The 26,201-nt window shown below is 74.5% G+C and carries 21 protein-coding genes; 13 read left to right on the top strand and 8 right to left on the bottom strand.

The window, feature by feature from the left end; translation table 11 throughout:
- On the bottom strand, positions 1-2,803 hold a 2,803-nt coding region (locus SM793_RS21615), incomplete at its 3' end, for a hypothetical protein (RefSeq protein ID WP_320439893.1).
- Between the two features lie 252 nt (positions 2,804-3,055).
- Here SM793_RS21615 and SM793_RS21610 point away from each other — a divergent pair.
- Positions 3,056-3,523, top strand: a complete 468-nt coding sequence (locus tag SM793_RS21610) for a MarR family winged helix-turn-helix transcriptional regulator (RefSeq protein ID WP_320439892.1) — start codon at positions 3,056-3,058, stop codon at positions 3,521-3,523.
- Between the two features lie 131 nt (positions 3,524-3,654).
- Complete coding sequence (locus SM793_RS21605) at positions 3,655-3,993, top strand: hypothetical protein (protein ID WP_320439891.1); 339 nt, start codon at positions 3,655-3,657, stop codon at positions 3,991-3,993.
- A gap of 44 nt (positions 3,994-4,037) precedes the next feature.
- Here SM793_RS21605 and SM793_RS21600 read toward each other — a convergent pair whose 3' ends face one another.
- Positions 4,038-5,549, bottom strand: a complete 1,512-nt coding sequence (locus tag SM793_RS21600; protein WP_320439890.1) for an FAD-dependent monooxygenase — start codon at positions 5,547-5,549, stop codon at positions 4,038-4,040.
- A gap of 100 nt (positions 5,550-5,649) precedes the next feature.
- Between SM793_RS21600 and SM793_RS21595 the strand changes: the two genes are divergently transcribed.
- From SM793_RS21595 to SM793_RS21575, 5 genes are all read left to right on the top strand, one after another.
- Positions 5,650-6,285, top strand: a complete 636-nt coding sequence (locus SM793_RS21595) for a TetR/AcrR family transcriptional regulator (protein WP_320439889.1) — start codon at positions 5,650-5,652, stop codon at positions 6,283-6,285.
- 195 nt (positions 6,286-6,480) lie between these two features.
- Positions 6,481-8,052 carry a Re/Si-specific NAD(P)(+) transhydrogenase subunit alpha gene (locus tag SM793_RS21590; RefSeq protein WP_320439888.1) on the top strand — a complete coding sequence of 524 codons (1,572 nt, stop codon included), beginning with the start codon at positions 6,481-6,483 and terminating at the stop codon, positions 8,050-8,052.
- Between the two features lie 5 nt (positions 8,053-8,057).
- Positions 8,058-9,533, top strand: coding sequence for a Re/Si-specific NAD(P)(+) transhydrogenase subunit beta (gene pntB, locus SM793_RS21585; RefSeq protein ID WP_320439887.1), 1,476 nt, complete (start codon positions 8,058-8,060; stop codon positions 9,531-9,533).
- 225 nt (positions 9,534-9,758) lie between these two features.
- Positions 9,759-10,178: a YciI family protein gene (locus SM793_RS21580; RefSeq protein ID WP_320439886.1), complete on the top strand. Its 420-nt coding sequence runs from the start codon at positions 9,759-9,761 to the stop codon at positions 10,176-10,178.
- Positions 10,151-11,593, top strand: coding sequence for an RNA polymerase sigma factor (locus SM793_RS21575; protein WP_320439885.1), 1,443 nt, complete (start codon positions 10,151-10,153; stop codon positions 11,591-11,593). The genes SM793_RS21580 and SM793_RS21575 overlap by 28 nt, the downstream gene beginning before the upstream one ends.
- A gap of 31 nt (positions 11,594-11,624) precedes the next feature.
- Here SM793_RS21575 and SM793_RS21570 read toward each other — a convergent pair whose 3' ends face one another.
- The 6 genes from SM793_RS21570 to SM793_RS21545 all read right to left on the bottom strand — a co-directional run bounded on the left by SM793_RS21570 (position 11,625) and on the right by SM793_RS21545 (position 18,844).
- Positions 11,625-12,323, bottom strand: coding sequence for a DUF3152 domain-containing protein (locus SM793_RS21570; RefSeq protein ID WP_320439884.1), 699 nt, complete (start codon positions 12,321-12,323; stop codon positions 11,625-11,627).
- 279 nt (positions 12,324-12,602) lie between these two features.
- On the bottom strand, positions 12,603-13,394 hold the full coding sequence (locus SM793_RS21565; RefSeq protein ID WP_320439883.1) for an ABC transporter permease: 792 nt from the start codon (positions 13,392-13,394) through the stop codon (positions 12,603-12,605).
- Positions 13,391-14,392: an ATP-binding cassette domain-containing protein gene (locus SM793_RS21560; protein WP_413816009.1), complete on the bottom strand. Its 1,002-nt coding sequence runs from the start codon at positions 14,390-14,392 to the stop codon at positions 13,391-13,393. Before SM793_RS21560 ends, SM793_RS21565 begins: the two co-directional genes overlap by 4 nt.
- A gap of 146 nt (positions 14,393-14,538) precedes the next feature.
- A complete protein-coding gene (locus SM793_RS21555; RefSeq protein WP_320439882.1) occupies positions 14,539-15,384 on the bottom strand; it encodes a DUF4097 family beta strand repeat-containing protein in 846 nt (281 codons plus the stop codon).
- Between the two features lie 358 nt (positions 15,385-15,742).
- Positions 15,743-16,546, bottom strand: coding sequence for a class I SAM-dependent methyltransferase (locus tag SM793_RS21550; RefSeq protein ID WP_320439881.1), 804 nt, complete (start codon positions 16,544-16,546; stop codon positions 15,743-15,745).
- Between the two features lie 327 nt (positions 16,547-16,873).
- Complete coding sequence (locus tag SM793_RS21545) at positions 16,874-18,844, bottom strand: hypothetical protein (RefSeq protein WP_320439880.1); 1,971 nt, start codon at positions 18,842-18,844, stop codon at positions 16,874-16,876.
- A 498-nt stretch (positions 18,845-19,342) separates the two neighbouring features.
- On the opposite strand from SM793_RS21545, the gene SM793_RS21540 reads away from it, so the two are divergent.
- From SM793_RS21540 to SM793_RS21515, 6 genes are all read left to right on the top strand, one after another.
- Positions 19,343-20,512, top strand: a complete 1,170-nt coding sequence (locus SM793_RS21540) for a hydroxymethylcytosylglucuronate/cytosylglucuronate synthase (RefSeq protein ID WP_320439879.1) — start codon at positions 19,343-19,345, stop codon at positions 20,510-20,512.
- A 44-nt stretch (positions 20,513-20,556) separates the two neighbouring features.
- Positions 20,557-21,558 (top strand): cytosylglucuronate decarboxylase, encoded by a 1,002-nt coding sequence (gene blsE / locus SM793_RS21535; protein WP_320439878.1) that lies wholly within the window; start codon positions 20,557-20,559, stop codon positions 21,556-21,558.
- Positions 21,546-22,457, top strand: a complete 912-nt coding sequence (blsF, locus tag SM793_RS21530; RefSeq protein ID WP_320439877.1) for a CGA synthase-related protein — start codon at positions 21,546-21,548, stop codon at positions 22,455-22,457. Before blsE ends, blsF begins: the two co-directional genes overlap by 13 nt.
- Positions 22,458-22,544: 87 nt before the next feature.
- On the top strand, positions 22,545-23,717 hold the full coding sequence (blsG, locus tag SM793_RS21525; RefSeq protein WP_320439876.1) for an arginine 2,3-aminomutase: 1,173 nt from the start codon (positions 22,545-22,547) through the stop codon (positions 23,715-23,717).
- Positions 23,714-24,892, top strand: a complete 1,179-nt coding sequence (locus SM793_RS21520; RefSeq protein WP_320439875.1) for a DegT/DnrJ/EryC1/StrS family aminotransferase — start codon at positions 23,714-23,716, stop codon at positions 24,890-24,892. Before blsG ends, SM793_RS21520 begins: the two co-directional genes overlap by 4 nt.
- Positions 24,889-26,196, top strand: a complete 1,308-nt coding sequence (locus tag SM793_RS21515; RefSeq protein ID WP_320439874.1) for an ATP-dependent carboxylate-amine ligase — start codon at positions 24,889-24,891, stop codon at positions 26,194-26,196. The genes SM793_RS21520 and SM793_RS21515 overlap by 4 nt, the downstream gene beginning before the upstream one ends.
- Positions 26,197-26,201: the final 5 nt, after the last annotated feature.

Here is a 26,201-nt window from a genome sequence, read left to right as displayed (position 1 = left end):
TCTGCCGTCGGCCGGAGACGGCCGCCTCCAGCACCACCGCGGCACACACGAGCAGCGCCACGCCGGCCGTCGGCAGCAGCACCGGCAGGACGTGGGGCGCCAGCCGGTCCCCCACCGGCGCGCCGACCAGCAGCGACAGGTCGAAGGCCGGTCCGAGCAGGGCGACGGCCCCCGCCGCGACCACGGCACCGCCGGCCACCGCGGCCAGCGTCTGCGGCACGGTCTCCGCGACGATCAGCGCCAGCCCCTCCCGGGGGCGAAGCCCCATGGTGCGCAGCCGGGCGAGGACCGCCGCGCGGTCGGGCGAGGCCCGCAGGACGGTGAGCAGGACGGCGAGCAGGGCGAAGGCGACGCCGGCGACGGCCGCGGACCGGAAGAGCCGGACGGTGGAGTGCTGGAGCGGGTCGGCGGCCAGGGCGGCGGCCGTCTCGCGGGCGGTGCGCACGAGGTAGCCGTCGGGGATGCCGCCGGGCTCCTCGCTCACCTCCCGGGCCTCCTCGCGCAGGAGCCCGGCCAGGCCTGACGCGTCGGCCAGGCCGCGTGCCGCGAAGAGCGGGCGCAGTCGGTCGCCGTCGATGTCGCCGACGGCGAACCAGTTGTCGGGCCGGGCGAGTTCGGGCAGGCGGGCGGCGGCCTCGGCGACCGGCACGACGACGAACTCGCGGACGGCCTCGGGGAGGGCGGGCGTGGAGCCTGTGGTGCCGACGACGGTGGCGAGCAGTTCGCCGCCGGGTGTACGCAGCCGCTGCGGGCCGGGGGTGAGTTGTCCGGCGAGGCCGGGGCTGACCAGGGCGGGCACCGGCACGTCCGGCCGGGCGACGGTGGACGGCGCGCTGTCGGACGGAGCGGCGCCGGCCAGGACGGCAGGGTCGAACGCGCCAGCCCCGACGGTGCGGGCGATCTCCGCGTAGGCCCGGGGCTCGACGACGACGAGGGTGACCTGTACGGCGAGCCGGCCGGCACCGAGGAGGTAGGTCTGCCGCTCGATCCGGACGCCGGTCGAGGCGCGGACGCCCGGGAGCGCGTCGGCGGCCGTGACGAAGGCCTCGGGCAGTGGCGCGTCCTGCGGGACCAGCACCGCGGCGTCGCCGCCGACCGCCGTGCGGGCGGCGCGCAGTCGGGCGCCGTCGACGGTGTCGAGGAGGGTCGCGCCGAAGCCGGCGGTGGTGACGGCGAGCAGCACGGCGAGCGCCGGCAGAACGGCGGGGCGGTGGCGACCGCCGGAGTCGCGGGCGCTGCGGGCGAGGCCGAGGAAGGCGATCGGGCCACGGCCGCGCCGAGCGAGGGCGGCGAGCCGGCCGACGACGGGCGGCTGGATCCGGGCGAGCAGCAGACCTCCGCTGAGCGCGACCAGCAGCGGGGCGGTGACCAGCAGTGGATCCGGCCCGCTCGCCGGCGGGGCGGCGCCCCGGCGGCGGACCTCGGCGACGGCCGCGCCGGTGACGGCGAGGACGAGGAGTTCACCGACCGCCCGGCGCCGCCCGGACCCCCAGACGCCGGCGGGAGGGCCGCCGGTGCCCCGGGGGCGGGAGAGCAGGGCGGCGGCGCGGACCGGGAGGGCCAGGACGGCGAGCAGCGTCCCGGCCACTGCGGCGAGGACGGCGGCGGTCCAGCGGGGGGTGGGCAGCAGGACGAGGGCGAGGGCGGTGGCAGCTCCGGCTGCCGGCAGGACGGTCACCGCGCTCTCGCCGAGCAGACGCAGCAGGATCCCGGCGCGTGAGCCGCCGCGGGCCCGGAGCAGCCGGAGTTCGGCGGCCCGCCGGTCGGCGGCGAGGGCGGCGGCCAGGCAGAGCACCACGGCGGCGACGCCCGCGACGCCGGCAGGACCGATCGCGGCGAGCGGGGCGGTGGCCCGGTGGCGGGCGGTGGCCTCGGCGAGGACCTCGGGCAGCAGGGTGGTGAGGGTGAGGTCGGGCCGTCCGGTCACCTCGGCGGCCAGCACGGCGCCGGGCCCGGCCAGGTAGGAGCCGACGCCGGAGCGGAGGGCGGCGAGCCGGTCGGCGCGCAGGGCGTGCGGGTCGACGGGCAGCCGCCAGAAGTCCTCGCCGCCCCCGCCCCAGGCGAGCAGGGCCGGGCGGCTGTCGCCGGCGGCGAATCCGGCGGTCTCCCATCGGACACCGCCGCCGTCGAGGGTCTTCAGGCAGGCGCGTTCGGGGCAGGGCAGCTCCTGCCAGTAGCGGTCGTGGGGGTCGTCGGCGCGGTAGAGGCCGACGATCCTGGCGCGGGCGGCGGGTCCGCTGTCGACGGTGTCGCCGACCCGGAGGCCGATGGTGCCGGCGGCCCGCCGGCTGACGGCGATCGGCAGCGGCTCGCCGGGGGCGGCCGGTCCGGGCCAGGCGCCGTCGGTCAGGGTCGCGTGCCCGGCGAGCCCCTGGAGGTAGAGCAGGTGGAGTTGCGGGGCCATGCCGCCGGGGCGGTCGTAGCCGTCGTTGAGCATGGCCCGGTCGGTGAGGGCGCGGGTGCCGTGGTGCTCGCCGTCGCGGGTGAGCGGGAGGTCCCGGGTGATCTGTCCGACCAGCCGGTCGCGGACCGAGTCGAGGTCGGCGGCGGGGGTGTCGGGGCGCGGGCGGGCGGTGAGGTGGAGGCTGGTCGCCTTGACGCCGCGGTCCTGGGTGAAGGTGGCCAGCGCGCTGTTCGCGCCCCGGTCGGTGGCCCGGGGCAGCGCGGTCACGGTGAGGACGGTGACGAAGGCGAGGACGGCGGTGAGCGCGGCGGCCGCACGCGCCGAGCGCAGCCGGGTGCGCACCCAGGGCGCGGGCCAGTGCTCGTCCCCGCGGCGACCGCGCTCACGGTGCGTCAGCATGCTGCCCCTCCCCCGGCGGGCACCCCGGAGCACCCGGCCCACCGGTCACCGGCCCATGATCACCGAATAACGGACGATGCTGTCAGACGGGTCCGCGGAAGGGAAGGTCCGTCGGGGCAGAACGACGGCGACGCCAAGCCGCCCGTCGGGGCTTCCCTTTCCTTGCCCTCAACCGCACTTCAAGTCCTACGGTTCTCGTACGACCCGCACCGCGTGCGGTCCGCACATCCGAGACACCAGGAGGGGACCCCCGTGTCGACCCAGCAGATCTCCGACGCCGAACTCGCCGGCCAGCCCGCCGCCTACTGGACCGGTGTCGCCTACGAGGCCCTGATCGCGTTCACCCGGGCCAGGCAGGCCGAGAAGGGCTACACCCAGCCGCAGTTCTGGCTGCTGCGCAACCTGTCGAAGAACGACATCTCACCGGACGGGGCGGGCATGACCGTGCCCGAGCTCCGGGCGGCCATGGCCTCCTACCTCCGGCCCGAGGACGACCTGACGGCGGAGGCCGCCGTACTGGTGGAGCGCGGTTGGCTGACCCGGGACGCCGAGCACCGGCTGTGGCTCACCGGGGAGGGCGAGCAGGCCCGGGTCGACCTCGCCCGCAACGCCCCCGCGATCCGCGCCGCCCTCCACGCGGGCATCGACGACGCGGACTACGTCACCGCGTTGAAGGTGCTCCGGCAGCTGATCCGCAACACGGGTGGGACCGTCGACTGACGGGCCCGGTCCCGGCAGGGCCGCTGTGCGGTGGGAGGATGTCCGGTATGACGGATTCGGACGAGTCGGACGCATCGGATAGGTCGGATAGGTCGGACAGGTCGCGCGGGCCGGACGGGTCCGGCGACGGAGTGGCGGTCGAGGCACTGCTGCGGGAGGCCGGGGCCGACGCCGCCGGGGCGCTGTGGCGACTGACCGGCACCGAGCGTCAACTGGACGCCAACGTGGTGCGGTTGCGCCCCGGGGCCTCCGTCGCCGCCCATGTCGAACCCGACCTGGACGTGCTGGTCCTGGGCCTCGCCGGGCAAGGGACCCTGCGCTGCGCGGGCGTCGAGCACGCGCTGGAGCCGGGCGCGCTGCGGCTGCTACCGCGCGGCGCCGAGCGCGCGGTGGCGGCGGGGGCGGAGGGTGTCGCCTACCTGACGGTGCACCGCCGCCGCCCGGGCCTGACCGTCCACCCCCGCCCCTGACCGCGCCACCGCCACCGCCACCGGCACCGGCACCGAGTCCCTGATCACCCGGTGGCGCCGAGGCGCGCCAGGTAGGCGTGCACCGGGCCGGGTTCGGCTGCCGGGGTGACCAGGGCGACGTGGTTGTCCGGCCGGACCAGGACGAGGGCCTCGCCGGTCACGCCGTAGGCCCGGCGGACCTCGCCGTCCCGGTCCTCGACCGGCACCGGCCGGACGTGGCCGGGCAGTCCGGCGAGGTCGGGGCGGACTCCCGCGCCGAGGCCGAGCAGGGTGAAGTCGTCGCCGGCGAACCGCTCGAAGAGCCGGCCGGGAGCGCCGGCCGGGCCCGGGCAGGGGCCGTCGGGCGCCCGGTCCCCGGCCCGGAGGACCGCCTGTGCGTCCCCGTCGGCCGGGGCGCCTCCGGCGAGGCTGCTCCACCGGTAGCCGAGGGACAGGCCGGTGAAGTCGCCGACCCCGCCGGCCTCGACCCCGATGCCGGGCGTGTCGATCCCCGCCACCACGGCCGCCATCCCGGCGCTGGTGACGTCGAGGGTCCACGCGGCGATCGGCAGCCGCTCCTCCTGGTAGGTGTCCAGCAGGGCGGGCGCGGCGAGTCCGCGCACCACGTGGCCGAGCTTCCAGGCGAGGTTCCAGACGTCCTGGATACCGGTGTTCATGCCGAGCCCGCCCGCCGTGGGGTGGACGTGGGCGCAGTCCCCGGCCAGCAGGACCCGGCCCTCCCGGTAGCGCTCGGCCATCCGGACGTTGATCCGCCAGGTGGACAGCCAGGTGGCGTTGCCGAGCCGGATGTCGTCGCGGCCGGTGTGCGTGGCCGCGAGCCGCTGGAAGCTCTCCAGCGACGGCGGGACCATCGTGCCGTCCGCGCCGGTCTCCGGGCTCGCCTGGAGCTGCCAGCGGGGGCTGCCCTCGAACGGGCAGAGCATGAAGGCGCCCTGCGGCCCGAACCACTGGTGCCAGGCGCCCGGCTCCAGGCCCTCGACCTCCACGTCGCCGCAGACCATCACCGGCTCCGGGTCGCCCTCGCCCACGAAGGGGATGCCGAGCAGTTTGCGCACCGTCGAGCGGCCGCCGTCGCAGGCGACCACGTACTCGGCGGCGATCCGGCGGCCGTCCGCGAGCACGGCCTCCGCCCCGTCGGCGTCCTGCCGGACGTCCACCAGTTCGGCGCCGAGCTCGACCGTCACCCCGAGGGCGGCGAGCCGCTCGCGCAGCAGCGCCTCCAGCTGCGGCTGCCGCAGCCAGCGGCTGGCCGGGTAGGGGGTGGTGGCGCTGCGCCGGGCGCCGGCGAACGGCTCGGTCTCGTTGACGAAGGCGCCCTCGAAGTACTTGCGGAACGGCAGGTGGGTGCGGCCCACCGCGGCGAGTCCCTCGGCGATGCCCAGGTCCGCGAGGATCTCCAGGCTGCGGGGGTTGAGCGTCTTGCCGCGGGAGCCGTCGGCGTGGGCGGCGGCCCGCTCCAGGACCCGCACCGCCACGCCCTGCCGGGCCAGCCCGCAGGCCAGCGTCAGTCCGGTCGGCCCCGCTCCCACGATCACCACGTTCGTCATGTTCGCCATGTGTGTGTCCGTCCCTTCCGGTTGTCGATGGCTCCATGAAACAGCAACTCGGTAACGAATACAACCCAGTAACGAATTTATCCGGGTTATGATCCCTGCCATGAGTCCGAGCGCACCAGAACCGGGTCTGCGGACCCTCAAGAAGCAGCGCACCCGGCAGACCATCGCCGACGTCGCCATCGCCCTCTTCCTCGACCGGGGCTTCGCGCAGGTCTCGGTGGCCGAGATCGCCGCCGCCGCCGAGGTCTCCAAGCCCACCCTGTTCCGGTACTTCGCCACCAAGGAGGAACTGGTCCTGCACCGCTTCGCCGACCACCTCGGCGAGGCCGGCCGGGTGGTGCGCGACCGCGCCGCCGGACTCACCCCGCTGGACGCCCTGGAGCAGCACCACCTCGCCGGGCTGGCCGCCCACGAGCCCCACACCGGACTGACCGACGACCCCGAGGTGCTCGCCTTCTTCCGGCTCGTCTACGAGACCCCGGAGCTGTCCGCCCAGCTCCTGGACTACATCGACGCCGACGCGGACGCGCTCGCCGAGGCGCTGGACCCGGCGGGCGGCATCGCGGCCCGGCTGTTCGCCGCCCAGTACGTGGCCGTCCGCCAGGTGCTCGCCCACACCGCCTGGGCCAGGCTGGCCGGCGGACAGGACATCTCCGAGGCGGGCCCGCAGGCCGTCGCCGAGGCCGCCACCGCCTTCGCCCTGCTGCGCGACGGAGCCCGCGCCCAGGGGTTCTGACCCCGACCCGCCACTCCCTGGCGTCCCGGGCGGCGCAGCGGACCCGCGGCCCGGCGAATCGGTGAAGCACATCACGGCCTCGCCCCGGTGCCCCGGCGGGCCAGGGCGGGTAGGTTCCTGCCTCCAAGGGGAGCGAAGCTCCCCCGGACGCGGATCCCGCCGTCATTGGCTCCTCCCAGGAGAGAGGCACGAGTGATGTCTGCACAGGACGCCACGCACCACCCCCCGCGGCGCATCGGTGTGGTCGCCGAGTCGGCCGCCGGGGAGACCCGGGTCGCCGCGACACCGTCCACGGTCCGGGGGATCCTCGCCCTCGGCTACGAGGTGGTGGTCGAGTCCGGGGCCGGTGCGGCCTCCGGGTTCACCGACGAGGCTTACGCCGCCGCCGGAGCGGGCGTCGGGGACGCCTGGGCGGCCGACGTCGTACTGAAGGTCAACGCGCCGTCGACCGCCGAGGTCGCCCGGCTGCGCGACGGCGCGACCCTGATCGGCCTGCTCTCCCCGGCGCAGCGGCCCGATCTGCTGGAGACGCTCTCCGCGCGCCCGGTCACCGCGCTCGCGCTGGACGCGGTGCCGCGGATCTCCCGCGCGCAGTCGATGGACGTGCTCAGCTCGATGGCCAACATCGCCGGGTACCGGGCGGTGATCGAGGCGGCGCACGTGTTCGGCCGCTCCTTCACCGGCCAGGTGACGGCCGCGGGCAAGGTCCCGCCGGCGAAGGTCCTGGTGGCCGGCGCCGGGGTGGCGGGGCTCGCCGCGATCGGCGCCGCCTCCAGCCTGGGCGCGATCGTCCGGGCGACCGACCCGCGGCCGGAGGTCGCCGACCAGGTGAAGTCCCTCGGCGGGGAGTACCTGCCGGTGCGGGCCGTCCAGGAGGCGAGCACCGACGGGTACGCGAAGGCCACCTCGGCCGACTACGACCGGGCCGCGGCCGCGCTCTACCACGAGCAGGCCCAGGACGTGGACATCGTCATCACCACGGCGCTGATCCCCGGCCGGCCGGCCCCCCGGCTGCTCACCGCCGAGGACGTGGCGGCGATGCGGCCGGGCAGCGTCGTGGTCGACATGGCCGCCGCGCAGGGCGGCAACGTCGAGGGCACGGTCGCGGGCCGGACGGTGGTCACCGACAACGGCGTCACGCTGATCGGCTACACCGATCTCGCGGCCAGGCTGCCCGCCCAGGCCTCGCAGTTGTTCGGCACCAACCTGGTCAACCTGTTGAAGCTGCTGACCCCGGGCAAGGACGGGCAGCCGGTGCTGGACTTCGAGGACGTGGTCCAGCGGGCGGTGACCGTGGTCCGGGCGGGCGAGGTCACCTGGCCGCCGCCGCCGGTCGCCGTGTCGGCCGCGCCCGCACCCGCCGCGCCGGCGGCGGCGCCCGCGGCCGTGGAACCGGCGCGGCCCCGGCTCGCCCCGGCGGCCCGGTTCGGCCTGATCGGCGCCGGAATGCTCGCACTGTTCCTGCTGATCGCTCTCGCCCCGGCCCAACTCGCCCAGAACTTCACGGTGTTCGCACTCGCCGTGGTCATCGGCTACTACGTGATCGGCAAGGTCCACCACGCCCTGCACACCCCGCTGATGTCGGTCACCAACGCGATCTCCGGGATCGTGGTGATCGGCGCGCTGCTCCAGATCGGGCACGGGAGCGCGACGGTCACCGTGCTCTCCTTCGTGGCGATCCTGCTGACGAGTGTGAACATCTTCGGCGGCTTCGCCGTCACCCGCCGCATGCTGAGCATGTTCTCCTCGTCCCCGGAAAGGCGCTGAGCCCGATGACGTCCACGACGGCGGCCCACGCCGCGGATCTCGTCGCGGCCCTGCTGTTCATCCTCAGCCTGGCCGGGCTGTCCCAGCACCGCACCTCCCGCGCCGGGGTCGTCTACGGCATCGCCGGGATGGCGCTCGCCCTCGCCGCCACCGTCGTGGTCGCGTCGAGGAGCATCAGCGCCGGGGCGGTGGCCCTGATCGTCCTGGCGATGGCGCTGGGCGGAGCGGCCGGGCTGTGGCGGGCCCGGCAGGTCGAGATGACGCAGATGCCGGAGCTCATCGCCGTACTGCACAGCTTCGTCGGCCTCGCCGCGGTGCTGGTCGGCTGGAACAGCTACCTGGAGGTGGAGGCGCACGGCGCGGCGCAGACCGCCGTCTCCGGGGACCTGCTGGGCATCCACCACGCCGAGGTGTTCATCGGCATCTTCATCGGGGCGGTCACCTTCACCGGGTCGATCGTGGCCTTCCTCAAGCTGTCCGCCCGGATCGCCTCGCGGCCGCTGGTGCTGCCCGGCAAGAACGCGCTCAACGTCGGCGCGCTGGCGGCCTTCGTGGGGCTGACGGTCTGGTTCACGGTCAGCCCGGGCCTGGGGGCGGTGATCGCGGTCACCGTCCTGGCGCTCGCACTGGGCTGGCACCTGGTCGCCTCGATCGGCGGCGGCGACATGCCCGTCGTCGTCTCCATGCTCAACAGCTACTCCGGCTGGGCCGCGGCGGCGGCCGGCTTCCTGCTCGACAACAACCTGCTGATCGTCACCGGCGCGCTGGTCGGCTCCTCCGGTGCCTATCTGTCCTACATCATGTGCCGGGCGATGAACCGCTCCTTCCTCTCGGTGATCGCGGGCGGTTTCGGCATCGAGGCCGCCGCGGGCGGGGCCGAGGAGCAGGGCGAGCACCGGGAGATCCCGGCCGAGGAGGCCGCGCGTCAGCTCGCGCGGGCCAGGTCGGTCGTCATCACCCCCGGCTACGGCATGGCGGTGGCGCAGGCGCAGCACCCGGTCGCGGAGCTCACCCGGCGGCTGCGCGAGCGCGGTGTCGAGGTCCGCTTCGGCGTCCACCCGGTCGCCGGGCGGCTGCCCGGGCACATGAACGTCCTGCTGGCGGAGGCCAGGGTGCCGTACGACATCGTGCTGGAGATGGACGAGATCAACGACGACCTCGCCGCGACCAGCGTCGTCCTCGTCATCGGCGCCAACGACACCGTCAATCCGGCGGCCATGGACGATCCGGCCAGTCCGATCGCGGGCATGCCGGTGCTGCGGGTGTGGGAGGCGGAGCAGGTGATCGTGTTCAAGCGGTCGATGGCGTCCGGCTACGCCGGGGTGCAGAACCCGCTGTTCTTCCGTGAGAACAGCGCGATGCTGTTCGGCGACGCCAAGCAGAGCGTGGAGGGCATCCTCCGGGCCCTGGACGCCGACGGCTCCGGGGGCGCGGTCACGGCCGCCCGGCCGGTGCCGCCGGTGGACCGGGCGGGCGTGTAGCGGGCGTGTAGCGGGCATTCGGCCGGCGTGCAGCGGACGTGCGGCCGGCGGGCGTCCGGTGCGTACGTCGCGTCGGCCCCGGGTTTCAGGAGACGCCGGGAGGCGGCGGGGGTGTCCGGAGAGAATTCCGCTCCGGGCGCCCCCGCCGTGTCGATCCCGCGCCGTCCCGTTCGACCTGGGGTAGAGAGGGTCGGACAACGACTCCCCGCACCAAGGAGGCCAGCCATGGCGAAGTACATGTTGATCATGCGAGGCGACGACGAGTCGATCGCGAAGATGATGGAGACGCCCTTCGACGAGATCCTCGAACTGATGGGCCGCTACAACGACGAGCTGATCCGGGCCGGGGTGCTCGTCGCCGCCGAGGGCCTCGACGACCCGTCGAAGGGCGTGGTGGTCGACCTCACCGGGGAGGCGCCGATTGTCACCGACGGCCCGTACGGTGAGACCAAGGAGCTGTTCGGCGGTTTCTACATCCTCGACGTGGCCTCGCAGGAGGAGGCCGTCGCCTGGGCGAAGCGGCTGCCGGCCTTCCCGGGGACGAAGGTCGAGATCCGGCGGGTGCCGGGCATCGACGAGTTCCCCCAGGACAACGAGTGGATCGTCAAGGAGCGGGCATGGCGGGAGCGGACCGGTCAGCTCTGAGCCCCGAGCCCCCGGACGGACCGACCGGTCCGTCCGGGGCGGCAGGCTCCCCCGGGCCGGTCGACGAGCGTGACGGCGCACCTGACGGCCCCGGCGGGCCCGACGCGCCCGGCGGCCTCGGTGCGCCCGGCGGGCCCGGCGCCGAGGCCGCCCGGCGGGCGGTCGAGGCCGTGTGGCGGATCGAGTCGGCGCGGATCGTCGGCGCCCTCACCCGCTTCACGGGCGACTTCGACCTCGCCGAGGACGTCGCCCAGGAGGCCGTCGCCGAGGCGCTCGTGGCCTGGGCGCGCGACGGCGAGCCCGCCAGCCCGGTCGGCTGGCTGCTCGCCACCGGCCGCCGCCGCGCCATCGACCGGTTCCGCCGCCGCTCCGCCCTCGACGAGCGCTACGCCGCCCTCGCCGGCCGGCTGACCGAGGGCGGGGCGAGTTCCGGCGCCGATCCCGCCCCCGGCCGCCCGGACGACCTGCTGTGGGACCCGGACCTGATCGAGGACGACGTCCTCGCGCTGATGTTCGTCGCCTGCCACCCCGTGCTGTCGCCCGAGGCCCGCGCGGCGCTGACCCTGCGGGTGGTCGCCGGACTGACCAGCGAGGAGATCGCCCGGGCCCTCCTGGTACCGGTGCCCACCCTCCAGGCCCGGATCACCCGGGCCAAGAAGACCGTCGCCGCCGCCGGCGTCCCCTTCGCGGTCCCTCCGCCGGAGGAGCGGCGCGAGCGTCTCGGCGGGGTCCTGAGCGTGCTCTACGTGCTCTTCACCGAGGGCTCGACGGCGACCGGCGGCGACCGGCTGCTGCGCGCCGACCTCGCCTACGAGGCGATCCGGCTGGCCCGCACCCTGGCCGCGCTGCTGCCCGCGGAACCGGAGGTGTCCGGCCTGCTCGCCCTGTTCGAGCTGACCGCCGCCCGCTTCCCCGCGCGCACCGGGCCCGACGGCGAGCCGGTCCTGCTGGAGGACCAGGACCGCCGCCGCTGGGACCGCTCGGCCGTCCGGCGCGGCCTGGCCGCGCTCGACCGGGCGACCGCCACCGGGCACGGCCTGGGCCCCTACGGCCTCCAGGCGGCGATCGCCGCCTGCCACGCCGGAGCCCCGTCGGTCGCGGAGACGGACTGGCAGCGCATCGTGCTGCTCTACGAGGCGCTCGGCCGGGTCGCGCCGTCCCCCGTGGTCGACCTCAACCGGGCGGTCGCCGTCGCCATGGCCGCCGGACCGGAGGAGGCACTGCGGATCGTCGACGGGCTGGCCGCGTCCGGCCGGCTGTCCGGCTCCCACCTGCTGCCGGGCGTGCGCGGCGAACTGCTCACCCGCCTCGGCCGCACCACCGAGGCCCGGTCGGAGCTGGAACTCGCCGCCGGGATGTGCCGCAACACCCGCGAGCGCTCGGTGCTGCTGCGCAAGGCCGCCGCCCTGGGCTGACCGGCCGGGGCCGGCGTGACCGTCCTCGCCGTCAGGGCACCGGCGTCGCGGTGGAGGCGAGCACCGGCGGGCCGGTGATCAGGGTGCCGTCCGCGGCGTACGGCGTGCCGTTCGGCACACAGCCGTGCAGTCCCTTGATCTGCTGCATCATCACCGGCGCCGGCGCGCCCTGGCCCGGGCAGTCGACATGGCCCTCGCCGATGATGTGCCCGACCTCGTGGTTGACGGCGAGCGCGTGGTAGAGCTCGGGCTTGCCGGTGTAGAACTCCGACAGCTCCTGCCAGCGCTTGAGGTTGACGACGACCTGCTTGCCCGCGGCGCAGTTCACCCAGCCGCCCGTGTCCAGCCCGTACTGTCCGCAGATCCGGTCGGTGGACTCCGGGGTCGCCAGGTACACGGTGAAGTCCACCGGGTCGGCGTCCACCCGCTGGAAGGACCGCTCACCGCCGGCGGCCCAGCCGCGCCCGGTGTCCCCGAGTACGGCGTCCACCTCGGCGGCGAACTGCGCGGGCGTGATCTTCAGCCCGTTCTCCGCGCGGACCTTGTACCGGTAGAGGCGCTCCCCGGTCCCGACCCGCTCGGTGCCGCCGGGCGCCGTGGTGAAGGCCAACGACTTCGGCGCGGCGTCCGCCCACGGCCGCCACCACCAGGTGCCCGCCGCCACCGCGGCGACGACCACCAGGGCGATCGCCCCGTACCTCGCCCGCCCCGCGGGCAGCCGGGCCGTCACCCGGCCCACCGGGCGGCGGCCCCGCGTATGGAGCGGCGGAGGGCCGGGGCCGCGGCGGGCAGGGCGGTCCGGGAACGGTCCCGTCCGGAGTGGATCAACACATCGTTCATACCGATTAGGACGATTCGCGACCCTTCCGCGGTTCACCCGATCCAGGTCGGGTTCTCCGGAGCGGTCACGCTCGGGACCGTTCCGACGGGCGCCGTCCCGTCCGGGGTCCTGTCCGGGGATGCGTCCTCGGTTGCGGCCTCGGTTGCGTCCGGGGTTCCGTCCGCGGGCTCACCGGGGGTCCCGGTCGAAGAGCCGCTTCGACCAGCGGTGGCCGAGCACCGTCAGGCCCAGGCACCAGGCGACGGCGAGCCAGCCGTTGTTGCCGATCCCGGTCCCGAGCAGCAGTCCGCGGAGGGTCTCGATGGCGGGGGTGAAGGGTTGGTACTCGGCGATCGGCCGGAACCAGCCCGGCATGGCGTCCAGCGGGACGAAGGCGCTGGAGACCAGTGGCAGGAAGATCAGCGGCAGGGCGTTGTTGCTGGCCGCCTCGGCGTTCGGACTGACCATGCCCATCCCGACCGCGATCCAGGTGAGCGCCAGGGCGAACAGGGTGAGCAGCCCGAACGCGGCGAGCCACTCCAGCACCGTGGCGTCCGTGGAGCGGAAGCCGATGGCCACGCCGACGGCGCCGACCAGCACGACGCTGAGGACAGCCTGCAGCACGCTGCCGACGACGTGCCCGGTCAGTACCGACCCCCGGTGGATCGCCATCGTCCGGAAGCGGGCGATGATGCCCTCGGTCATGTCGTTGGAGACCGAGACCGCCGTACCGACCGTGGTGCCGCCGATGGTCATCAGCAGGATGCCCGGGACGAGGTAGGCGACGTACGCGGAGCGGTCGGCGCCGGCACCGCCGATTCCCGCGCTCATCACGTCGCCGAAGACGTAGACGAAGAGCAGCAGCAGGACGATGGGCGTGAGCAGCAGGTTCAGGGTCAGCGACGGGTAGCGACGGGCGTGCAGCAGATTGCGCCGCAGCATGGTCGACGAGTCGCGGACGGCGAGGGAGAGGGAACTCATCGGATGACCTCCTGGGTCCGGTTCGGCGGGGTGGGACCGCCGGTCAGGGCGAAGAACACGTCGTCGAGGTCGGGGGTGCGGACGGTCAGCTCGTCGGCCTCGACCCCGGCGGCGTCCAGACGGTCGAGGATCGCGCGCAGCCGGCGCTGGCTGCCGTCGCCGGGAATCCGCAGGGTCAGGGCCGCGTCGTCCCGCTCGGCGTCCGCCAGCGCGGCGGCGGCGGCGCGGTGGGCGGCCGGGTCGGTGAACCGCAGCCGGATGTGTCCGCCGGGGACCAGCCGCTTCAGTTCCTCGGCCGTTCCCTCGGCGACGATCCGGCCGCCGTCGATCACCGCGATGCGGTCGGCCAGCTCGTCGGCCTCGTCCAGGTACTGGGTGGTGAGGAAGACGGTGACGCCCCCGGCGACGAGTTCGCGGACGATCCCCCACATGGTGTGGCGGCTGCGCGGGTCGAGTCCGGTGGTCGGCTCGTCGAGGAAGATGATCCGCGGGTTCCCGACCAGGGTCATGGCGATGTCGAGACGGCGCTTCATGCCGCCCGAGTAGCCGGAGGCGGGCTTCTTCGCGACCTCGGCCAGGTCGAACCGGGCCAGGAGGTCGGCGGCGACCCGCCGGCCCTCGCTGCGCGGCAGGTGGTGCAGGTCCGCCATCAGCAGCATGTTCTCCTCCCCGGTGATCAGCCCGTCCACCGCGGAGAACTGTCCGGTGACGCCGATCGCGGCGCGCACCCCGTCCGGGGAGTCGGCGAGGTCGTGGCCGGCCACCTGGGCCTGTCCGCCGTCGGCCGTGACGAGGGTGGAGAGGATCTTCACCGTGGTGGTCTTGCCGGCGCCGTTGGGCCCCAGCAGCGCGAACACCGAGCCGGCCGGGATCCGCAGATCGATGCCGTCGAGGACGGTCAGGTCGCCGTAGGACTTGCGCAGGCCGACCGCGGTGACGGCGGCGGGCGGCGGAGGGGACTCGGACCTCCTGGACGCGGGCATGACAAATGAAGGCATAGGGTTCTCCCGTTCGGGGACTCGGTGGTGACTGCTTGGTGACTGGCTGGGGACTGGCTGGGGACTGGCTGGGGACTGGAGACCGGTGGCCTGTGACGGTTCGGGCGCCCGCAGACCGGGTCGGCGGGTCGGGCGGGGCCGTGGGATCAGGGCTTGGCGCGCAGGACGTCGATGTTGCCGTACCGGGTACGGGCGCGGACCTCGACGGTGTCCTCGGAGTTCCCCGGGGCGTCCGAGGCGGAGAGCAGGTTGCGGACCTGCCCGGCGGCCGAGCCGAGGTCCAGCCAGGCGGCCGTGCCCTCGCGGATGCCGACCTCGATGGCACCGTAGGAGGTCTCCAGCTGGACGCTGCCCCGGGCCACCTCGCCGATGCGCAGGGTGCCGTGGGCGGTGGTGGCGGCGACCGAGCCCCCGGCCCGCCGGACCTCGATGTCGCCGTTGGCCCCGCTCACCCGCAGATCGCCGTTGGCGAGGTCGACGCTCGTGGTGCCGTGCGTGTTCTTCAGTACCGCGGGGCCGTCGATCCGGCCGATCCGCAGGCTGCCGGAACTGGTGGTGACCTCGGCCTCGCCCTCGATCCGGTCCACGGTGATCGAGCCGTGCGCGGCGGCCAGCCGCAGCGGGCCGGTGGTGTCGAGCCGGACGTCCCCGGAGGAGGTCTTCACCTCGGTCTCGCCCAGCCGTCCCTCGCCGAGCACCTGGGTCCAGGCGCCACTCACCTCGATCCGCGAGTCCGCGGGCAGCTCGATCGTGACGTCCACGGTGCCGGTGCGGCCGACGAGGTAGCGGGGCTTGGGCGTCCGGACGGTGAGGACCCCGGCGGCGTAGCCGACCTGGGTCTGCTCGACGGACCGCACGTCCAGGTCCTTCTTCGGATCGCGGGGCCGCACCTCGACGACGGTGTCCGGCCGGTCGGCGGCGATGAAGTGGATGGAACCGGCCTCGACGTGCGCGGTGACGGCGATCGGGTCGGGAGTGTCGAACGTAGGCATGGGGTCCCGTCCTCGGGGGTCTCGGGTGGGGTCTGCGGATCGGCGCGGCAGGGGTCCTACCGGTGGACCGGCCCGACCTCGCGGCGTGGGCTCGCAGCACGGGGGCTGAGCTTCATGACGCCATCATGGCACCATCATGACGCCAAGCGCAAGCCTTCGAGGTGCCGGAGTGGCGCTCGCGCTGGCGACGCCCGCCCCCCGTCCGGGTAAAACATCCGGCCGCTGGCTGGTGGCCCCATGGCGCCGGGCGCCACCGGCCGACGCGGACGGCTGCGAGGCCGGAGCGGGACCGGGCGGCACCAGGGCCCGAAAGCACTGGCGCCAATCCGGCGCCAGATGACGCCAGACCCGGCGCGCCTCAGGCGCCACCAGCCGCGCCCACGTCCGCCCCGCCGTCCGGACCCTTGTCCGAGCCCTGGTCCGAGCCCTTGTCCGACCCCTTGTCCGCCCCCACCAGCAGCCACCGCGCCGGCAGCTCGATCCGGGCGCCGTCCGCCGTGAACTCGGTGGTGGCCAGCGGCATGGCGCCGGAGTCCAGGACCGCGAGCCCGGCCGCGCCGAACAGTTCCGCGAAGGCCCCGTCGGCCACCTCCGCCGGGGCCAGCCCGTGGGCGAACACCGGGCGCAGCTTCGGCGGCGGCCCCGCCGGCCGCCCGGCCAGGTCCGCCAGGACGTGCTTGGCCGCTTCGGCCAGCTCGACCACGAACGCCCGGCCGCGCCGCCCGGCCAGCACCGCGACGGCCTCGGCGACCGGCCCCCGATCGGCCGGATCGCTCTGGTGGATCACCCCGCGCAGGTAGAGGTTGACGTCGCCGAGACGGCCGTGGAGCGCGCGGACGGCGTCGGCGTCGGTGGCGTCCAGCCGGGCGTACTCGGCCAGTCCGGCCGGGTCGTTCCGCCGGGCCAGCTCCACGGCGGCCTCCGACAGGTCGACCCCGATCACCCGGCCGAACCGTCCGGCCAGGAAGCGCGTCTGCGTCCCGCTGCCGCAGCCGAGGTCGACCACCGGCAGTTGCGGGTCGGCCAGCCCCGGCCGGAACAGCGCGAGGTGGCGCTCCGCCACCAGGGCCGCCTCCGCGTCCCAGATCACCGCCCCGGGCTCGTCCGGCGCGTCCCGCCAGAACCCCTCCCAGGCACCCAGGTACCGACTCGTCACAGTCACGACGGAGACCTCCAAGCGTCACCCACAGTGACCGCAATGTATCCGTCGGCTGTCGTCCCCGAGGGCCGCACCGGTGCGGGGAGGCCGTGGGTCGCGCATCACTCACCCCTGCGAGTGACGATACGTTGTGCAGGTTGATCCGTACCGCGGGCAGAGGTGAATCCACCGCCGGCCGTGGCCGAGCTCGCGACTCGTGCTCGCACATCGGAGTCGGGCTCCGGCCGACCTGTCGGCGCCGACCGGGAGCGCGGCGGCGTTCGCCCCGGAATCCTTCCCCGGCCACCCGGCGGCGGTCCCCGAACCGGCCGCCGCCGGGTGGCCCCGGAGTCAGGCGAGCTTCTGGCAGAGCAGCGCGTACGGCCGCGCCGCCCAGAGCTGCCACCAGGGCTGGCCGTAGGCCACCCCCGCGACGAACTCGTCGTCCGCGCACTGGCCCTTGCCGAAGCCGTACGCGAAGTCGCCGCCGCCGGCCACCGCCGGGCGGTTGTCGCCGGAGTCGAACCACAGGGTGCGGCTCGCCGTGCCGAGCGGGGTGGCGGACTCGGCGCAGAGCACACCGAGCGTCCGGCCGTTGCGGCTGTAGCCGGAGACGAAGGAGCCGGCAGGGCACTGCGCCTTGGCGTAGCCCGGCGCCCAGTCGGTGTTCACGTACGTCCCGCCGTGGTCGACGACGTAACCGTGGTTCGCGTCCCAGAGGTTCGCGCGGGTGACGTCACTGCACAGGCCGTTGTCACTGCCGTGGGCGAGGCCCAGCAGCCGGCTGCCGTCGGGGCAGGAGGCCTTGAGGGCCGACGGGTCCCAGTCCGGCCGGGTCCGCAGGTAGGCGGACTGGTTGTCGTCGATCAGGCTCGCGCTGAGCGTGGTCCAGTTCACCATCGGGACCGGGGACTGCCCGGTGCTCCAGGACGTGATCGGCCACTCGCGGTGGAAGGCGAGGAACGGCAGGTCCTGTTCGAGCACCGGCGTGCCGAGGATGACGAGGCGGGCCATCAGCGCCCCGTTGATGTCGAGTCCGCCGTAGAGGGCGATCGTTCCGTTGACCTCCGGCTCGGGGTGGGCGGCGTCCAGGACCACCGAACCGTTCACCGCCACCCGCAGGTACGGCTCGATCGACGCCTTCACGCCGACCGTGTCGTACAGGGCGACGGAGGCTTCGGCGAGCAGTCCGGCCTTCGCGGTGGCGGAGCCCCGGAGGTCGAGGCGCAGCGGGGAGACGGTGGAGGTGCCGGGGTCGGTGGTGGTGGTCCAGCCCGGGCCCTTGACGTAGTCGGAGTGGACGCCCCAGGTGCCGTCGTACGCCTGCTCCGCGTCGAGGGTGACGGTGCCGTCGGCGCTGATGTCGGCGTAGAGGGTGAAGGCCAGGTTGATCACCACGGGCAGGACGCCGACCATGACCACCGGGCTGGCGTTGTACGAGGCCAGGGCGATCCGGACCGGGCCGGTGCTGCCGGTGAGGGCGGCGCTGACGTGCCAGTCGGCGTGGGCGCCCAGGGTGAAGCCGATCCGGGCCTGCTGAGGGTCGATCAGGCCGAGGCCGCCCCGGTAGGAGAAGTCGACGGCCGGGTGGAGTTCCACCGAGCCGGAGAGCTTGGCCGAGGAGCCGCCCGGCAGCGGGACGGTGGCGTCGGCGCTCAGCCCGAGGCCGCCGGAGACCGAGCCGCTGCCGGAGGTCGGGCCGAGGTCGGTGGTGACCTGGAGGCCGCTGATCCACGGCTTGACCTCGAAGGCGGCGGGGCTTATCGCGCTGTGCAGGTCGGCGCTGGTCGCGCCGAGCAGTTCGGGGAGGGTCGCCGGGCGGGTGGTGACGGCCACCGTCCCGTCGGCGGCCGGCTGGACGCCGGTGACGGCGACCAGTGCGCCGTGCGGGGCGGCCGGGGTGGGCGGACTGTCGATCAGCTGGCCCGGCTGGACGGCGGCCTCGGCGGATTCGGTCTTCTCGGTGTCCGCCCTGGCCGGAGCGAGCACGGCGGTGCCGGCCTTCGGGTCGTAGGAGGAGAGCGCGAGCGCCGGGGCCTCGGTGGCGGTGGCGGGCGCGCTGCCCTGCGCCGGCCTCACCACGGTGGCCTCGGAGGTGGTGCCGGTGGCCGGCGGGGCCAGCGTCGTCGGAACGCCGGGGACGCTGGGCGCATCAGGGATGTCGGCGCGGGCGGTGGCGGGCGCGATGGTCGTGGTGGTCGTGGTGGGCGCGGTGGGCGCCGCGCCGGCCGCGGTGGCCGAGGTCGCGCCCAGGATGCTTCCGCAGAGGAGGAGCACGGTCGTTGTCGCGGCGGCTGACAGCGTCAGCTTGCGCACGGTCACGTGGAGGGTCCCTTCGTGTCAACGGTGCGATGGCGGTGCCGACTTGTGGTCGGCCGGGTCGCCGGGGATCCGGCAGCCGGGAAACTAGCAGTCGGCGGAAAGCGTCTCCTGGTGCTATGTGACGTTTCACCGGTACCGATCACCAAAATGTCATGTCCCCGTCGTTGAAGATTTGCCCCCTGTCGTCGCCCCGGGAGGCCGCCCCGACCACGGCTCGCCCCGACCGGCGACACCTCCGGGCAGGCGCGGGGGATGCGGCATGCCGGGCGTCCACGGGAGGCGCCGGGGATTCAACGGCCGTACGTCAACACGGCGATGACGAAGTTCACCTGCCGGGGTGGAGTAGCGGGCGAATCAGTCCGTGGGCCAACCATCCTGTCCTGTCGGGGTGCTAAGACTACGAAGCATGCGCGACAGGGCGCGGTGGTCGACCGGGACGGGCCGGCGCGGGAGGAGGCGGGGCGGATGCGGGCGAGTGGAGAAAGCCGGACGGTTGCCGTGGCCGGGGTGGATTTCGGCTGGGGCAGCTCCGGGAAGCTGAGTGCGGTGCTGGCCGCCCTGCGGGCCCGCGGCGGCGAGCGGTCCAGGTTCATCGGGCTGGCCTCGGGGCTGGGTCGGCCGGTGCTGGCGGGCTCGCCCGTGGAGCGCTGGTTCGACCTGCCGGGCGCGGAGCCGGAGCGGGAGCTGGCGCGGATCGTCCGGGAGGAGCGGGTCGCGGCGGCGCTGGTGGTGCTGGACGGCGGGCTCGCACGGGCCCTCGGCGACTGCGGGGTCCCGGTGGTCTTCGTGGACAGCCTGCCGTTCCTCTGGACGGACGGGGACCGCGCCGAACTCCCCCTGGACGCCGAGGTCTACTGCGCTCAGCGGTGCGTCGACCTGCCGCCGGAGTGCACCGGGGTGCTGGCCGACGTGCGGCGGCTGCGCTGGGTGGACGCGGTGATCGCCGGGGGCGGGGCCGACCGGCGCGCCGCTCCCGGTCCGCGTCCGCGCCGGGCCCTGGTCAGCCTCGGCGGGCTGCGCGCGCCCCAGCTCGACGACTGGGCGAGCTATCCGCAGCTGGTGCTGCCCGCCGCACTGGAGGCACTGGCCGTCTCCGGCTTCGACGAGGTGCACGTGGCCGGGAACCTCCCGGCCTGGCTGGCCGGGCAGTTGGTGGACTCCTGTCCGGTGCCGGCGGCCACCACGGTCGGCGCGCTCGCCCACGAGGACTTCCTCCACCGCCTCGCCGAGTGCGACGTGCTGCTGGCCTCCCCCGGTCTGACCACGCTGCTGGAGGCCGGCCGACTGGCCGTCCCGACGGTCTGCCTGCCGCCGCAGAACCTCAGCCAGATCTTCAACGGCCGCTTCCACGAGCGGGCCGTGGGAGGCGGGTCACGCGTGGTCTGGCCGAAGGAGGTGTTCGCCGAGGACGAGGCGCTGGCCCTGCGGGCCGGCGGCGAGGGGCGCGCGCTCGAGCTCATCTACGGCGGCATCGCCCGGGCCGCCCAGCAGCACCGGCGCGCCACCTCCGCCGTGGTGCGGGGCCTGCTCGCCGAGGCGCTGCGCCGGGTGGAGCGGGAGCCCGGCACCGACTGGGGTGCGCTGACGGCCGAGGTCGGCACCGGGGGTGCGGCCCAGGTCGCCGACGCGCTGGTCGAAGTCCTGGGGGCCGCCGGCCCCGCCCGCTGATCCGTCCGACCGGTCCGACCGCCACCGACCACGAAGGGGTCCGGGTGTCCGCCACCACGCCAACGCGCGCTCGCTACCTGTTCATCCGCATCCTCGAAGCCTGCAACGCCGACTGCTTCATGTGCGACTTCGCGCTCTCGCGCGACACCTTCCGCTTCTCCCGCTCCGACTTCGCCGAGCTGCTGCCCCAGGCCAGGGCCGCCGGGGTCAAGTACGTCCGGTTCACCGGCGGCGAGCCGCTGATGCATCCGGACGTCGTGGAGCTGGTGCGCGCCGGCGCCGAGGCGGGCATGCGGATGTCGCTGATCACCAACGGCTCGCTGCTGCCGAAGCTCGTGAAGGACCTCGCGGCGGCCGGGCTGGCCCAGGTGATCGTCAGCCTGGACGGCGCGTCGGCGGCCACCCACGACACCTACCGCCGCTCCCCCGGGATGTTCGACGCCGGGCTGCGGGGCCTGCGGCTGGCCGACGGGCTGGGAGTGCTGCCGCGCGTCAACACCGTCGTCGGGCCGCACAACTACACCGAGATGCCGGAGCTCCGGCGGGTGCTGACGGAGGCCGGGGTGCGGCAGTGGGAGCTGTCCGCGCTCAAGCTGGACCGCTCGATCCGCTACCCCGACCCGGACCATGTGCGGGCGGTCTGCGACCCGCTCTACGAGGCGGGTCCGCAGAGCGGGCTGGTCCCGATGGGCAAGCGCTTCTACGGCGACACCCCGGAGGAGCAGTGGCGCTACTTCGAGGAGTCCACCCCGCCCCGGGCCTCACTGCCGCTCTGCCACGTCACGGACGACGTGATCTACATCGACGGCCGGCGCGGCCGGATGCACGCCTGCAGTTGCATCCCGCACCGGGAGGACGCCGACGGCCCCGGGGGCGCGCCGATCCGGGAGAACGGCGTACTGCTGCTGGACACCCCGGCCTTCCGGGAGCACGTCGACCACTTCCGCGAGCACGGACCCCGGGTGTGCAGCGGCTGCTCGACCACCGCGGCCGGTTACAGCGACGACGTGGCCCGGCTCGGAGAGGTGGCACCGTGGCGGTACTGACCACCGGTCCGGCGGTGCCGACCACCGGTCCGACCCTGCTGCTCGCCTGCCGCGAGCAGCAGTTGGACTCCGTGCTCGCGCTGCGCCGGGTGGCCGCCCATCTCGGTGACCTGCCCCGGTCGACCGACAACGGGCACGCGCTGCCGGGCCAGACCCTGCCCGGCGCCGCGCTGGTCTGCGACGAGGAGGCGACGACCGCGCGCCTCGCCCGGCTCGGGGTGCCCGTGCTGCACCTGCGCTCGGCCCCCGGCGCCGCCCTCGGCCCGCTCCCCGCCGACCGGATGCTCGCCCGCGCCCAGTGGCCCGGCTGGCTGGAGCACCCGGCCGGCGAGCGGCCCACCGGGCTGCTGGCGCCGGCCCGGCTGAGCCGTCGGCGGGAACGGCGCGGCACCCTGCTGCTGCTCTCGTTCTGGGGCGTCCCGCCGCCCGAGGCCGAATCCTTCGCCGCCGGGCCGCTGCCCGCGCTCGTCCGGGAGGCCGTGCGCCGCACCGGTTCCTGCGCCGTGGTCGGGGACACCGGGCTCGACCCGGTCCGCGAGGCCACCGCCGGCCTGCCCGGGGTGACGGTCGACGCGGCGGCCGAGGCCGACGCCGACGAACTGCACGCCCGCGCCGAGCTCCTGCTCGCCTCGCCGACGTGGGCGGCCGTCGCGCTGGCCCAGGCCCGGCGCGCACCGCTCGCCTTCCTCCCGGCGCTCGGCCCCGCCCAGCGGGACCTCGCCGAGCGGGTCACCCGGCTCGTGCCGGTGCCCCGCGCCACCGACCCCACCGATCCCGCGCTCTGGCAGCCGCCGCCGGCCGCGGAGCAGTGGGGCGCCGTCGGCACCGGGCTCGACGATCTGCGCGGCGCGCAGGGCGTCGCCCGGACCGTCCGCCAACTCCTGCTCGCGCCGCCGTAGTCGCCATCCCCGCCAGCCCGCCGCAGTCGCCTCAGTCGCCGAGCCCGGCGCCGTCGGCCGACGTCCCCCCTCGTACGGAGCCATGCCATGTCCCACGCCGCCCCCACCGACCGCGAAGACACCACCGGACCGCCCCCGGCCAGGCCCGCCCCGGACCGGGCCGAGTGGGACGACTGGCGCTGGCACATGCGCAAGCGCGTCAACACCGTCGAGAAGGCCCGGGAGTGGATCAACCTCACCGAGGGCGAGGAGCGGGCCATCGCCGGAGTGGCCGGCCGCTACCGCTGGAGCATCACCCCGTACTACGCCTCGCTGATGGACCCGGACGACCCGCGCTGCCCGGTCCGCCAGCAGGCCGTGCCCGCCGCCGAGGAACTGCTGGAGTTCCCCGGCGCCGAGGTCGACCCGGTCGGGGACACCCTCTACCGGCGCACCAACCGGGTGGTGCACAAGTACCCGGACCGGGTGATCCTGCTCGTCACCGAGGCCTGCCCGGTCTACTGCCGGCACTGCACCCGCAAGTTCCACACCACCGACCTCGAGGGCAGCTACTTCCGGGACGACGAGGGCGGCGCCTACGACGAGGACTTCCGCTACATCGCCGAGCACCCGGAGATCCGGGACGTGCTGCTCACCGGCGGCGACCCGCTCTCCTACCAGGACGGCCGGCTGGAGGAGATCGTCGCCGGGCTGCGCGCCATCCCCAGCGTGGAGATCATCCGGATCGGCTCGCGCTTCCCGGTGCTGCTGCCGCAGCGGATCACCGAGGAGCTCTGCACGATGCTCTCCCGCTACCACCCGGTATGGCTGAACACCCACTTCAACCACCCCAAGGAGATCACCCCCGAGTCGGCCGCCGCCGTGGACCGGCTGCTGCGCCACGGCATCCCGGTCGGCAACCAGACCGTGCTGCTGCGCGGGATCAACGACGACGTCGCGACCATGCGCCGGCTGATGACCGAACTGCTGCGCATCCGGGTCCGCCCGTACTACCTGTACCACTGCGACAACGTCACCGGTGTCGCGCACTTCATGACCTCCGTCGAGAAGGGCTGGGAGATCATGGAGGGCCTCCAGGGCCACATCACCGGGTTCGGCGTCCCGCAGTACGTCCTCACCACGAAGATCGGCAAGATCCCGGTCTCCCGCCCCTCCTTCACCGAGACGCCCGACGGCGGCCTGCTGCTGCACAACTTCCGCGGCCAGCAGCTGCACGTCGACGCCTCGACGCACCCGATCACGGAGACGGACGCCCGATGACCCTCCACCAGCGGCAAGGCCAGCGCTTCCTCCCCTACGGCGCCAACTACCTCGACTGGTCGGACATGGCGGAGCTCAAGGAGGTGATCGACCACCAGGTGCTGTTCCGCTACCAGACCGAGCAGGAGAGCATGGCCTCCCGGCTGGAGCGCCGGGTGGGCGAGCGGCTCGGCGTCGCCCACGCGCTGGCCGTGCACAACTGCACGGAGGCGCTGCGGCTGGCGCTGATCTCCACCCGCCCCTCGATCGGCGACCCGGTGTACATCCCGGCCGTCACCTTCGTCGCGGTGGCCGGAGCCGTGCTGTCCTGCGGGCTGATCCCGGTGCTGGTCGACGCCGACGAGTCGCTCGCCCTGGACCGGACCCTGCTGCCGCCGGACGCCCAGCGGGTGATCGTGGCCCACATGGAGGGCTCGGTGGCCACGCTGCCGGAGGGGGTGCCCTATCTGATCGAGGACTGCGCGCAGACCCTCGGCGGGCGGTTCCCGGACGGCCGGGAGGTCGGCACGGCGGGCTACGCCGGGGTGTTCAGCTTCCACCACAACAAGGTGCTCACCTCCGGGGAGGGCGGCCTCGTGGTCACGGGCGACGAGCGGGCCGGGGCCACCATGCGCTGCTACCACGACCACGGCTCGGCCCGGGTGCCCGGCCACTACCCGACCTGGGACCAGGACGCCCACTACGGCGAGAACTTCGTCACCAGCGAGGAGGTCGCGGCCGTCCAGTGCCAGCAGTTCCGGCACCTGGACGAGGTACTGGCCGGGCTGGAGCGGATGTACGCGCTCGCCCTGGCCGAGCTGCCCGGCCGCACGGACATCCGGCCGCTGCCCCGCGCCCGCGGCGACGTCAAGGTGAGCGTGCGGCTGCGCTGCGAGTCCCGGGAGCTGCGGGACGCCGCCGTGGCGGCCCTCACCGCCGAGGGCATCGCCCACTGGACGCTCGGCAAGTACCTGCTGCCCGAGCACCCGGTGCTCACCGGCCGCCGCTCACTGTACGCCGACGGCTTCCCCTGGAACCACGCCCCCGAGGGGCCGCTCCGGCTCAGCCGGGACGGCTTCGCCCGCACCCGCGACCTGCTGGACCGCACCCTGTGCCTGCCGCTCTCCCCCGAACTGCCGGAGTCCGAGCAGGCGGCCGCGGTCAAGACGATCCGCCGCGTCCTGGAGACAGTGTGAGCGGAGACGGTGTGAGCGGCAGCGGCCCGGTGCTGCTCATGGTGGACGACCGGCCGTCCACCTTCACCCGGTACGCGGCCCGCACGCTCCCCGAGCACCTCGTGCTGCTGCGCTTCGAGGAGCTGCGCGCCGACCTCTCCGAGGACCACCTGCGCCGCACCGCCCACCTGCCCGCCTTCTGGGTGCGGGCCGGGGAGCCGCTGGAGCGGGAGGCGGAGCGCTACCGCGCCTGGGCCGCCGCCGAACTCCCCGTCGCGCCCGAGCGGTTCTGCAACCCGTCCGAGCCGCGGCAGGCGCTCGCCCAGCGCTTCGCCTCCCTCGCCGGGCTGCCGCACCTGAGCGAGCAGCAGGTGGCCTGGGTCCGCGACAAGGCCGCGATGAAGCGCCGCTTCCGCGAACTCGGCCTGCGCACCGCCGCGTTCACCCGGGTCCGGGACGCCGCCGGGATCACGGCCTTCGCCGCCGAGCACGGCTGGCCGCTGGTGCTCAAGCCGGTGGACTCCTTCGCCTGCGTGGACACCCACCGGCTGGACGGCCCCGAGGCGCTGAACGGCCTCGACCTCACCGCCCGGGACTGGATCGTGGAGCAGTTCCTCGGCGGCACCGAGTGGGAGGTGTGCGCGGTCATCCACCGGGGCGAGGTCCTGGACGCCTGGCCGAGCGCGATGCCCTGCCGTCCACTGGACATCGTCGACGGAGCGATGAACGCCAACATCAGCGTGGGCACCGACGAGGCACCGCCGGTGGACCTGCGGGCGCTGTTGCAGACCGTCGTCACCGGCATGGACATCGACCACGGCTACGCGCACATGGAGTTCTTCCTCGTCGACGGCGAGCTGTACGCCGGCGAGATCGGGCTGCGGCTGGCCGGCTGCGAGATCCCGGCCAACCACGGACACGCGTACGGCTTCGACGTCTTCGGCGCCACCCTGGACGTCTACCGGGGGCTCGCACCAGATCTGAGCTATCGTCAGAGACGTTGCGCGGGCGACCTTTTGCTACCGCTGCCCGGCTCCGGGACGGTCCGCCGGATCACCCCGGCGGAGGAACTGCTGCGTGCCCCCGGGGTGGTCGACGCCGTTCTCAAGGTCGGGGTCGGCGACACCGTCTCCGCCCGACGCGCCTCGCACAACGCCTCCGGGTACGTCCATGTGGTCGGGGTCTCGATCGAGGAGGTGGAGCGGCGGATGCGCGACGTGCTCGGCGCCTTCGTGATCGATCTGGTCCCCGTGACCGACCTGGTCCCCGTGATGGATCCGGCACCCGTGATCGATCCGGTACCCGCCCGGGAAGGAGCCCGTTGAACCAG

The sequence above is a fragment of the Kitasatospora purpeofusca genome (assembly GCF_034043715.1).
GTDB classification, from domain to species: Bacteria; Actinomycetota; Actinomycetes; order Streptomycetales; family Streptomycetaceae; genus Kitasatospora; species Kitasatospora purpeofusca_A.
This window is presented reverse-complemented; position numbering and strand designations above follow the sequence as displayed.

Coding starts and splice junctions, on each gene's coding strand:
- blsG (WP_320439876.1), top strand. CDS start 22,545: ATGTCCCACGCCGCCCCCACCGACCGCGAAGACACCACCGGACCGCCC.
- SM793_RS21555 (WP_320439882.1), bottom strand. CDS start 15,384: ATGCCTACGTTCGACACTCCCGACCCGATCGCCGTCACCGCGCACGTC.
- SM793_RS21560 (WP_413816009.1), bottom strand. CDS start 14,392: ATGCCTTCATTTGTCATGCCCGCGTCCAGGAGGTCCGAGTCCCCTCCG.
- pntB (WP_320439887.1), top strand. CDS start 8,058: ATGACGTCCACGACGGCGGCCCACGCCGCGGATCTCGTCGCGGCCCTG.
- SM793_RS21575 (WP_320439885.1), top strand. CDS start 10,151: ATGGCGGGAGCGGACCGGTCAGCTCTGAGCCCCGAGCCCCCGGACGGA.
- SM793_RS21590 (WP_320439888.1), top strand. CDS start 6,481: ATGTCTGCACAGGACGCCACGCACCACCCCCCGCGGCGCATCGGTGTG.
- SM793_RS21520 (WP_320439875.1), top strand. CDS start 23,714: ATGACCCTCCACCAGCGGCAAGGCCAGCGCTTCCTCCCCTACGGCGCC.
- SM793_RS21580 (WP_320439886.1), top strand. CDS start 9,759: ATGGCGAAGTACATGTTGATCATGCGAGGCGACGACGAGTCGATCGCG.
- SM793_RS21600 (WP_320439890.1), bottom strand. CDS start 5,549: ATGGCGAACATGACGAACGTGGTGATCGTGGGAGCGGGGCCGACCGGA.
- SM793_RS21565 (WP_320439883.1), bottom strand. CDS start 13,394: ATGAGTTCCCTCTCCCTCGCCGTCCGCGACTCGTCGACCATGCTGCGG.
- SM793_RS21595 (WP_320439889.1), top strand. CDS start 5,650: ATGAGTCCGAGCGCACCAGAACCGGGTCTGCGGACCCTCAAGAAGCAG.